The organism is Streptomyces sp. SID5785 (genome assembly GCF_009870065.1).
GTDB lineage: Bacteria > Actinomycetota > Actinomycetes > Streptomycetales > Streptomycetaceae > Streptomyces.
On the sequence record NZ_WWIA01000107.1, the window covers coordinates 1 to 10,102 of the forward strand.

The 10,102-nt window shown below is 71.4% G+C and carries 11 protein-coding genes; 7 read left to right on the forward strand and 4 right to left on the reverse strand.

Going from position 1 to position 10,102, the window contains the following annotated elements; genetic code table 11:
• The 6 genes from GTW43_RS03175 to GTW43_RS03200 form a co-directional block, all read left to right on the forward strand.
• On the forward strand, positions 1-160 hold a 160-nt coding region (locus GTW43_RS03175; RefSeq protein WP_202500977.1), incomplete at its 5' end, for a TraR/DksA C4-type zinc finger protein.
• 51 nt (positions 161-211) lie between these two features.
• Positions 212-895: a signal peptidase II gene (gene lspA, locus GTW43_RS03180; protein WP_161300054.1), complete on the forward strand. Its 684-nt coding sequence runs from the start codon at positions 212-214 to the stop codon at positions 893-895.
• Positions 896-953: 58 nt separating this feature from the next.
• Positions 954-1,895 carry an RluA family pseudouridine synthase gene (locus GTW43_RS03185; protein ID WP_161300056.1) on the forward strand — a complete coding sequence of 314 codons (942 nt, stop codon included), beginning with the start codon at positions 954-956 and terminating at the stop codon, positions 1,893-1,895.
• A complete protein-coding gene (locus GTW43_RS03190) occupies positions 1,892-2,359 on the forward strand; it encodes a GNAT family N-acetyltransferase (RefSeq protein ID WP_161300058.1) in 468 nt (155 codons plus the stop codon). The genes GTW43_RS03185 and GTW43_RS03190 overlap by 4 nt, the downstream gene beginning before the upstream one ends.
• Positions 2,360-2,475: 116 nt before the next feature.
• Entirely contained in the window at positions 2,476-4,062 is a 1,587-nt protein-coding gene (locus tag GTW43_RS03195) for a Na+/H+ antiporter (RefSeq protein ID WP_161300060.1), read from the forward strand.
• Between the two features lie 84 nt (positions 4,063-4,146).
• The gene (locus GTW43_RS03200; RefSeq protein ID WP_161299785.1) at positions 4,147-4,716 is read left to right on the forward strand and encodes a dienelactone hydrolase family protein; all 570 of its coding nucleotides are present in this window, start codon (positions 4,147-4,149) and stop codon (positions 4,714-4,716) included.
• Positions 4,717-4,740: 24 nt separating this feature from the next.
• Here the strand turns inward: GTW43_RS03200 and GTW43_RS03205 are convergent, their stop codons facing one another.
• The 4 genes from GTW43_RS03205 to GTW43_RS03220 form a co-directional block, all read right to left on the reverse strand.
• Positions 4,741-6,414, reverse strand: a complete 1,674-nt coding sequence (locus tag GTW43_RS03205) for an alkaline phosphatase D family protein (protein ID WP_343245866.1) — start codon at positions 6,412-6,414, stop codon at positions 4,741-4,743.
• An 85-nt stretch (positions 6,415-6,499) separates the two neighbouring features.
• Positions 6,500-7,318: a thioredoxin domain-containing protein gene (locus GTW43_RS03210; protein WP_161299784.1), complete on the reverse strand. Its 819-nt coding sequence runs from the start codon at positions 7,316-7,318 to the stop codon at positions 6,500-6,502.
• Between the two features lie 54 nt (positions 7,319-7,372).
• Positions 7,373-8,053 carry a hypothetical protein gene (locus GTW43_RS03215; protein WP_161299783.1) on the reverse strand — a complete coding sequence of 227 codons (681 nt, stop codon included), beginning with the start codon at positions 8,051-8,053 and terminating at the stop codon, positions 7,373-7,375.
• A gap of 84 nt (positions 8,054-8,137) precedes the next feature.
• On the reverse strand, positions 8,138-9,469 hold the full coding sequence (locus GTW43_RS03220; RefSeq protein ID WP_161299782.1) for a DUF2252 domain-containing protein: 1,332 nt from the start codon (positions 9,467-9,469) through the stop codon (positions 8,138-8,140).
• A gap of 213 nt (positions 9,470-9,682) precedes the next feature.
• On the opposite strand from GTW43_RS03220, the gene GTW43_RS03225 reads away from it, so the two are divergent.
• A partial coding sequence (locus GTW43_RS03225; protein WP_161300062.1) for a PHP domain-containing protein occupies positions 9,683-10,102 on the forward strand: 420 nt, incomplete at its 3' end.

Here is a 10,102-nt window from a genome sequence, read left to right on the forward strand (position 1 = left end):
GATGCTGCTCCAGACCGAGCGGGCCCTGGAACGCCTGGACGCGGGCACGTACGGGCTCTGCGAGAACTGCGGCAACCCGATCGGCAAGGCCCGGATGCAGGCCTTCCCGCGCGCGACCCTGTGCGTGGAGTGCAAGCAGAAGCAGGAGCGCCGCTCCTGACACGCGTGTCGTACTCTCGTCCTCAGTCAGGACCTAGATTGAGGGACTCACGTGGCAGAGGCGGAGCGCATCATCGGTACGCCGGATTCTCCTGAGACAGGGGCGGCCGAGCCGGACAAGGCCGACCCGGCCGGGCAGGCCGACGCCGCCGCGGGCCGGGCTCCGGAGCGCGCGGAGCAGGAGGAGCGCGAGGAGCGGGACGGCCAGGAGGAGAAGGAGCCGCAGGAGGCGGTGGCCGAGCGGCCCCGGGGCAGGCGGCGCATCGCCGTGCTGTTCGCCGTGGCCGCCCTCGCCTACGTCCTCGACCTGGTCAGCAAGCTGGTCGTCGTCGCGAAGCTGGAGCACCGCGAGTCCATCGAGATCCTCGGTGACTGGCTCCAGCTCGAGGTCATCCGCAACCCGGGCGCGGCCTGGGGCGTCGGCGAGGCCTTCACGATCATCTTCACCCTGATCGCGACCGCCGTGATCGTCGTCATCGTGCGGCTCGCCCGCAAGCTCTACAGCCTGCCCTGGGCGATCGCCCTCGGCCTGCTCCTGGGCGGTGCGCTCGGCAACCTCACCGACCGGATCTTCCGTTCGCCCGGTGTGTTCGAGGGCGCGGTGGTCGACTTCATCGCGCCGAAGAACTACCCGGTGTTCAACCTGGCCGACTCCGCCATCGTGTGCGGCGGCATCCTGATCGTGCTGCTCTCCTTCCGCGGGGTCGACCCCGACGGGACCGTGCACAAGGACTGAGCCGGTCGCGCGGGCCCTCGCGTACGGGAGCGGTGGCGCGCTCCGGCATACTCGATGCGTGAGCACCATTCCCGAGGTCCGATCCCTGCCCGTGCCCGACGGCCTGGAGGGCGAGCGTGTCGACGCCGCCATCTCCCGCATGTTCGGCTTCTCCCGCACCAAGGCGGCCGAGCTGGCCGCCGCCGGGAAGGTGACGGTCGACGGCGCGGCCGTCGGCAAGTCCGAGCGCGTGCACGGCGGGGCCTGGCTCGAGGTGGAGATGCCGCAGGCCCCCGCGCCCGTACAGATCGTCGCGGAGCCCGTCGAGGGCATGGAGATCGTCTACGACGACGACGACATCGTGGTGATCGTCAAGCCCGTGGGCGTCGCCGCGCACCCGAGCCCCGGCTGGACCGGCACCACCGTGATCGGCGGTCTCGCCGCAGCCGGGTACCGGATCTCCACGTCCGGCGCCGCCGAGCGCCAGGGCATCGTGCACCGGCTCGACGTCGGCACCTCCGGCCTGATGGTCGTCGCGAAGTCCGAGCGGGCGTACACGTCGCTCAAGCGCCAGTTCAAGGAGCGCGTCCCGGACAAGCGCTACCACGCGCTCGTGCAGGGCCACCCGGACCCGATGAGCGGCACCATCGACGCCCCCATCGGCCGCCACCCGAACCACGACTACAAGTGGGCGGTCATCGCCGAGGGCAAGCCGTCGGTCACGCACTACGACCTCATCGAGGCGTTCCGCTCCGCCTCCCTGCTCGACATCAAGCTGGAGACGGGCCGCACGCACCAGATCCGCGTGCACATGTCCGCGCACCGGCACCCCTGCGCCGGCGACCTGACCTACGGCGCCGACCCGACGCTGGCCAAGCGGCTCGGCCTCACCCGCCAGTGGCTGCACGCGGTCCGGCTCGGCTTCGAGCACCCCTCGGACGGCCGCTGGGTCGAGTTCGAGAGCGCGTACCCCGAGGACCTGCAGACCGCCCTCGACCGGGTCAGGGCGGAGAGCGCATGAGCGCGTACACGCTGCGCGTCGCGCAGACCGCGGCCGACCGGGAGGCCTGCTTCGCCGTCCGCCGCGGCGTCTTCGTCGCCGAGCAGGGCGTGCCCGAGGACCTGGAGTACGACCGGTACGACGCGGACGCGGTGCATGTGCTCGCGGTGCGCGCGGACGGCACCGCGCTCGGCACCGGCCGGCTGCTGACCGGCGAGGCCGCCGCGGTGAAGAACGGCGGGGCGAGGGACGTCGGCGCCCTCGGCCGGCTCGCCGTCACGCAGGAGGCCCGCGGCCTCGGTGTCGGCGCGGCGCTGGTGGGGGCGATCGAGGACGCGGCCCGCGAGCGCGGTCTCACCGCCGTCGACCTGCACGCCCAGACCCACGCCCTCGGTTTCTACGAGCGGCTGGGCTACGAGGTGTACGGGCCCGAGTTCCCCGACGCCGGGATCCCGCACCGGGCGATGCGCAAGCCCCTCGGCTGAGGGTCCGCGGCGGCTCCCCGAGCGGTCCGACGCGACCCCGCGCGGCGGTTTGCCCGGATACGCGTGGCACTCTTGAGGCGGAACATCCTTGATCGTCGAGCCTGCTCGGAGCCCCCGTGGATCAATTGGCCCTGCTGTTCGCGCTGTTGCTCGGGGCTGTGCTGAGCGTTCCGCTCGGCGACCGGCTCGGCCTCCCCTCGCCCGTCCTGATGACGCTTCTGGGCATCGTGCTCGCGCTCATCAGGGCCGTGCCGAACGTCGACATCCAGCCCGACCTGATCCTGCCCCTCGTCCTGCCACCGCTCCTCTACGCGGCGGTGCACCGCACGTCCTGGCGGCAGTTCGCCGCGAACAGAAGACCCATCTTCCTGCTGGCCGTCGCGCTCGTCTTCGTGACGACGGCCGCCGTCGCCTTCGTCGCCAACGCGGTCGTGCCCGGTCTGCCCATCGCCGCCGCGGTCGCGCTCGGCGCGCTGGTGGCGCCGCCCGACCCGGTCGCCGCGACCGCCGTCGCCGGTCAACTGGGGCTGCCGCGCCGCATGGTGTCGATCCTCGAGGGCGAGGGCCTGTTCAACGACGTCACGGCCATCGTGCTCTACCACGTCGCCATCGCCGCCGCCGTGAGCGGCTCCTTCTCGTTCTCCGAGGCCGCCTTCACCCTCGTGCTCTCCGCCGTCGTCGCCATCGCCGTCGGCTTCGGGCTCGCCTGGGCCGCCAACAAGCTCATGGACTACCTGGGCGACGCGACGCTCCAGGTCGGTCTGACCCTGCTCGTGCCCTACGCCTCGTACGTGCTCGCCGAGGAGCTGCACGGCTCGGGCGTGCTCGCGGTCGTGACCACCGCCATGTTCATGGTCGAGCACGCCTTCGACGCCGACGACGTCATGACCCGGCTCACCGGGCGCGCGTTCTGGGACGTCGTCGACACCCTCGTCACCGGCGTCGCCTTCGGCCTCATCGGCCTGGAGGTGCACAACGTCGTGCGCACCGCCGAGGGCCACTGGGCCGAGATGCTCGGCTGGTCGGGCGCCGTCGTGGCCGTCGTCATCGTCGTCCGCCTCCTGTGGCTGCTGCCGATGACCTGGGTGACCCAGCGGCTGCACGCCCGGCGCGACGTGGACGAGGACATCCCGGTGAGCTGGCGGGAGACCGTCGTCATGTGGTGGTCGGGGATGCGCGGCGTGGCCTCCGTGGCGCTGGCGCTCGCCATCCCGCTCACGATGGACGACGGCTCGCCCTTCCCGGCCCGCGACGAGATCGTCTTCATCGCCTTCGGGGTCATCATGGCGACGCTCGTGCTCCAGGGCCTCAGCCTGCCCTGGCTGGTGCGCAAGCTGAAGGTGAAGGCCGACACGGAGGCCGAGCAGTCCTACGAGCGGGACATCGCGCTGCGTGCCGCGAAGGCCGCCAAGCGGCGCCTGAAGGAGATCGAGGAGGTCGAGGAGCTGCCCGAGGAGGTGCAGGAGCAGCTGCTGCGCCGCGCCTACGACATCGGGCTGCGCATCAACCCCGAGCTGGGCGCCGAGGAGCGCCGCGAGGCCCAGACGAAGCGTCTCGCCCGGGTGAAGCGGATCCGCCACATCCAGAACGAGATGATGTCGGCCGCCCGCCACGAGGTGCTCGCCGCCCGCAGCGAGCCGGGCGCCGACCCGGAGATCGTCGACCGCATCCTGCGCCAGCTCGACGTGCGCAGCATGCGCTAGGACACGACTCGGGCCTGGCGGCGGCCGGCTTCGCGCCCGGTCCGGTCCGGTCGGGTCCTGGCCGTGGCCTGGCACCATAGGCGCATGAACATCATGCTTTTCCACTCGATCTACGGCCCGCGGCCCGCCGTCTCGGCCGCGGCCGAGCGGCTGCGGGCCGCCGGGCACGAGGTGTGGACGCCCGACCTCTTCGAGGGCCGTACCTTCGACGACCTGGAGAAGGCCAGGGAGTACCGGGAGGAGGTCGGCAAGGACGAGCTGCTCAGGCGGGCGGTCCTGGCCGCCGCGCCGTACTCGGAGCGGGGCCTCGTGTACGCGGGCTTCTCGCTCGGCGCCGCCACCGCCCAGACGCTGGCCCTGGGCGACGAGAAGGCCAAGGGGCTGCTCCTGCTGCACGGCACCTCGGACCTCGCCGAGAGCGCCTCCGTGGACGAGCTCCCGGTCCAGCTGCACGTCGCCTCGCCCGACGCCTTCGAGACCGACGACTGGCTGAACACCTGGTACCTGCAGATGGGCCGGGCGGGCGCCGACGTCGAGATCTACCGCTACCCGGGCGCGGGCCACCTCTACACCGATCCCGAGCTGCCGGACCACGACGGGGAGGCCGCCGAGGCCACCTGGCGGGTGGCGCTCGGCTTCCTCGACTCCCTGTAGGTCCGCCGGTGCGGGCCGTCCCGGTCAGCGCACCGGGGCGTCGGCCCGCTCCACCTTCTGCGTGCCGCTGAGCGTGCGGTAGGAGCGGGCCCAGGACGTCGTGGCGTTCCGGTCCGCCCGGTCCGAGATCACGTAGTAGTCCATCTGGGTCCGCTCGGCCGTCACGTCCAGGACGCCGTAGCCGTGGGAGTCCATGTCGAGCCACTTCACGTGGCGGTTGGCGGCCTTCACGGCGGTCTCGGCGACCGTGGACAGGGTGTTCGGTGCGACGTGCAGGATGTCGTCCAGGTTGTCGGAGGTCACCGACGTGACGACGAACTCCGTGGCCGCGGACGGCGACAGCGGGTACGTGCCGGCCGTCACCGGGACGTCGTTGGCCCAGGCCATGTGGATGTCGCCGGTCAGGAAGACGGTGTCGCGGATGCCGCGGTCGCGCAGGTGGGAGATGAGCTCCTTGCGGTCGTGCGTGTAGCCGTCCCACTGGTCGACATTGACCGCGAGGCCTCCGGTGGGCAGCCCGAGCAGCTTCGCCAGCGGCTCGAGCAGATGGGCGGGGAGCGAGCCGAACGCGACCGGCGAGATCATCACCGAGGTGCCGACCAGCTTCCAGCGGGCGTCGGACGCGGCGAGCCCCGCCTTGAGCCAGTCCAGCTGGGCCCGCCCGGTGATCGTCCGGTCCGCCGCGTCCACGTCGCCGCTGCCGACGCTCGACTGCTCGGAGCGGAACGAGCGCAGGTCGAGCAGGTGCAGGTCGGCGAGCGTGCCGAAGCGCAGCCTGCGGTAGACGGTGCCCGCCGTCGAGGCGCGGACCGGCATCCACTCGAAATAGGCCTGCTTGGCAGCCTGCTGACGGGCCGCCCAGTCGCCCTCGGCGCCCGGCGTGTGGTTCTCGGCGCCGCCCGACCAGGCGTCGTTCGCGAACTCGTGGTCGTCCCAGATCGCGATCATGGGGTGCGCGGCGTGCATCGCCCGCACGTCCTCGTCGGTCTTGGTCACGGCGTGCCGGATCCGGTAGTCGGCCAGGGACACGATCTCGTGCGTCGGACGGTGCTGACGGACCGTGTACGCGGCCGCCGGGTACTCGCCGGTCCGGTACTCGTAGAGGTAGTCGCCGAGGTGGAGGACGGCGTCCAGGTCGGTGCGCGCGGCCAGGTGACGGTAGGGCGAGTAGTAGCCGGCCTCCCAGTTGGCGCAGGAGACGACGCCGAAGCGCAGGCCGGGGGCGGTGGAGTCGGCGGCCGGGGCGGTGCGGGTGCGGCCGACGGGGGAGAGCTCCTCGCCCACCGCGAAGCGGTAGTAGTACGTGCTCGCGGGGCTCAGCCCGCGCACGTCCGCCTTCACCGTGTGGTCGGTCGCCGCGCTCGCGGTGGCGGTCCCGCTCCCGACGACGCTGCCGAACGCCTTGTCCCGGGCGATCTCCCAGTGCACCGGGACGTCGGGGCCCCGGCCGGAGCCGGGAGTCGCCTCGGCGCTCGGCGTCACCCGGGTCCACAGCAGGACGCCGTCGGGCAGCGGGTCCCCGGACGCGACGCCGTGCTGGAAGGCGGGCGTGTCGGCGGCGTGGGCGGTGGCCGCGGCGGCGAGCGGCGCGGCGAGCACGGCACCGGCGGCCGCCGCCTTGACGACGGTGCGGCGGCGCGGGGTGCGGGGGCCAAAGGAGCGGTCCGGCGTGGTGGCTTCAGATATGCGACTGGTCACGGGCGATCACATTACTGGCCGGTATGCACAACGAGCGGGCGAACCCGAAGAGTTCGCCCGCTCGTCGCGTGGAGGTGGTGCGGTGTCAGCCCTTGAGGGCCTTGTCGATCGCGGTGTTGTAGTCCGCCACCGTCATCGGGGCGTTCTCCCCGTCGGAACCGGTGAGCTTCTTGCCGTTCATCACGAACGACGGGGTGCCCTGGACGCCGTCCTTGTTCTTGTCGAACAGGTCGGACATCTCCAGCGCCCACTTGTCGAAGGTGCCGCTCTTGACGTCCTTCTCGAAGGTCTTGTCGTTCTTCAGCTCGGGGACGGTGTCCGCGACCTTGAGCAGGTACGCGTCGTCCTTGAACTTGTCGTCGGTCTCCTCGGGGTGGAACTTCGTGGAGTAGAGCGCCTCCTTGTACTCGAGGAAGGCGTCCTTGCTCACGTTGAGGGCGGCACCGAGCGCGCTCAGCGCGTTCTTCGAGCCCTCGCCCTGGAGATTGTTGTCGAGGAACGTCGCACCGATGAACTGGATCTTGTACTTGCCGGCGTCCAGGTCCTTCTTCACGGTCGGGCCGACCGTCTGCTCGAAGGAGGCGCACACCGGGCAGCGCGCGTCCTCGTAGACCTTCAGCGTCTTCTTCGCCGAGTCCTTGCCGAGGGTCACCGTCGTGTTGTTCTTGCCGGACGTGTTCTTGGGCGCCACCAGGGACTTGTCCTTGGCGGCCTCCCACTGGCCGGGCTTGTTGTTCTGCATCACCAGGTAGCCGACGCCGCCCGCGACGGCCAGGACCGCGACGATCGACGTGGCGACGATCGCCTGGCGCTTCGCCTTGTCCTTCTTGGCCTGGCGCTCGCGCTCGACGCGCAGCCGCTCGCGGGCCGCGGTCTTCGCCTGCTGGCTGTTGCGCTTGCTCATGAGAAAACTCCGTGGAGGTGTGAAAAAGAGAGACGGGGGACTGTCGTGTGCCGGTCAGAGAACCGGGCACGGAGGTCCGCGCCGTCCCACGGAGTGCGCCCAGAGCCGGGTGCGGGCGGCCCGCACCCGCCGCGTGGGCCGCTGCCGCAGCGGCGCCCGCTCCGGGCGGACGGTCACCGCGGCGCAGGCGAGCAGCAGCGGCCGGAACGTGCCGACCGCCACCGCGCGCAGCAGCTGGGTCAGGGCGTGCTCGCCGCGGCGCAGCCAGGCGGCCGCGAGGAGACCCACCGCGACATGCGCGCCGAGCAGCAGCCAGGAGGCCGCCGGATCGGTGTGCGCGAGGGCCACGGCGGCCTTGTCGCCGGCCCCGCCCGTCATCCGCGCGAACGGGGTGCCGACGCCCCCGGCGCACAGCACGTCGAGACCGAAGGAACGCAGGGGGCCCGCGACCGGGCCCGCCGCGTCGCCGTAACAGATGTGCTGGCCCGTGGTGAAGACCGTGTCCGCGGCCAGCTCCAGCGGGACCAGCAGCGCGGCGATCCGGCCGAAGCCGCGCTCACGCCCGGCGAGCGCGTACGCGAGGACGAACACCGCGCCGGCGATGACCGCGACCGTGGTGAGCGGCAGAGGAGCCCGGGACAGCAGGACGTGCGACGCGGCGGAGAGCGTCACGACGAGCGCCGTGAACAGGGCCGCGCGCACGGCTCTGAGGTGAGTCCGGGATATGTCGTCCATCGCCGAGGAGTGTGCCATGGCCCGCGGTAAGCGATGCCTAAAGGGTTCCTGTGGGTGACGCGGGTGCCGTCGCGCGGGCCGCCGTCACGAGGCCAGACCCGGGATCCGGCCGTTGCGGAACAGGTCCACGAAGATCTGGTGGTCGGCCCGCGCGCGGGCACCGTAGGAGTGTGCGAACTCCACCAGGAGGCCCGCGAAGCCGTCCTCGTCCGCCGCGATCGCCGCGTCGATCGCCCGCTCCGTGGAGAACGGCACCAGCGACTGGCCGGACAGGTCGTCCGCCGCCGCGTGCATCGTCGCCGTCGCCCGGCCGAGGTCGGCGACGACCGCCGTGATCTCCTCCAGGTCGTCGATGTCGCCCCAGTCCAGGTCGACCGCGTACGGCGAGACCTCGGCGACCAGCTGACCCGAGCCGTCCAGCTCCGTCCAGCCCAGCCACGGGTCGGCGTGCGCCTGGAGCGCACGCTGCGAGATCACCGTGCGGTGACCCTCGTGCTGGAAGTACTCACGGATCGCCGGGTCCGTGATGTGCCGCGAGACGGCCGGGGTCTGGGCCTGCTTCATGTAGATCACGACATCGTTCTCCAGGGCGTCGCTGTTGCCCTCCAGAAGGATGTTGTACGACGGCAGCCCGGCCGAACCGATGCCGATCCCGCGGCGGCCGACCACGTCCTTCACCCGGTACGAGTCCGGGCGGGACAGGGACGACTCCGGCAGCGTCTCCAGGTAGCCGTCGAACGCCGCGAGGACCTTGTACCGCGTCGCCGCGTCCAGCTCGACGGAGCCGCCGCCCTCCGCGAAGCGCCGCTCGAAGTCACGGATCTCGGTCATCGAGTCCAGCAGTCCGAAGCGGGTCAGCGAGCGCGCGTCCCGCAGCGCGTCCAGGAGCGGGCCCTCCGCCGTGTCCAGCGTGAACGGCGGCACCTCGTCGCTCTTCGCGCCCGTCGCCAGCGCGTGGATGCGCTCGCGGTAGGCCGCCGCGTACGTGCGCACCAGGTCGGTGATCTGCTCGTCGGAGAGCGCCTTCGCGTACCCGACCAGCGCCACCGAGGCCGCGAACCGCTTGAGGTCCCACGTGAACGGGCCGACATAGGCCTCGTCGAAGTCGTTCACATTGAAGATCAGGCGGCCCGTGGAGTCCATGTACGTGCCGAAGTTCTCCGCGTGCAGGTCGCCGTGGATCCAGACCCGGCTGGTGCGGTCGTCCAGGTACGGACCGCCGTGCTGCTCGCGCTCCACGTCGTGGTAGAAGAGGCACGCCGTGCCGCGGTAGAAGGCGAAGGCGGAGGCCGCCATCTTGCGGAACTTCACCCGGAACGCGGCGGGGTCGGCGGCGAGCAGCTCGCCGAACGCGGTGTCGAAGACGGAGAGGATCTGCTCGCCGCGCTGCTCAGCGGTGGGCTGCGGGTCCGGCATCGCTGGGTGCCTCCTGGTACGGGTGGTGCGTGGGCTCGTGCGACACGCAGGACAAGGTGCTCTGCCTCGTCCAACGCCCGACCGTACTCCGGAGTGCCCGCCGGTTGTCAGTCGCCGGTCGTAGACTTCCCAGCTGTCCCCCGAGGCATCCCCGAGCTGCCCACAGCCCGTCGCCAGCCTGTCGCCCCGTGTTCGCCAATGGAGGCCCTCACCGTGTCCAAGCCGCCCTTCACGCACCTGCACGTCCACACCCAGTACTCGCTGCTGGACGGTGCCGCGCGGCTGAAGGACATGTTCAACGCGTGCAACGAGATGGGCATGACGCACATCGCCATGTCCGACCACGGCAATCTCCACGGGGCGTACGACTTCTTCCACTCGGCGCAGAAGGCGGGCGTCACGCCGATCATCGGCATCGAGGCCTACGTGGCCCCCGAGTCCCGGCGCAACAAGCGCAAGATCCAGTGGGGCCAGCCGCACCAGAAGCGCGACGACGTGTCCGGTTCGGGTGGTTACACGCACAAGACGATCTGGGCGGCGAACAGCACGGGGCTGCACAACCTCTTCAAGCTCTCCTCGGACGCGTACGCGGAGGGCTGGCTGCAGAAGTGGCCGCGCATGGACAAGGAGACA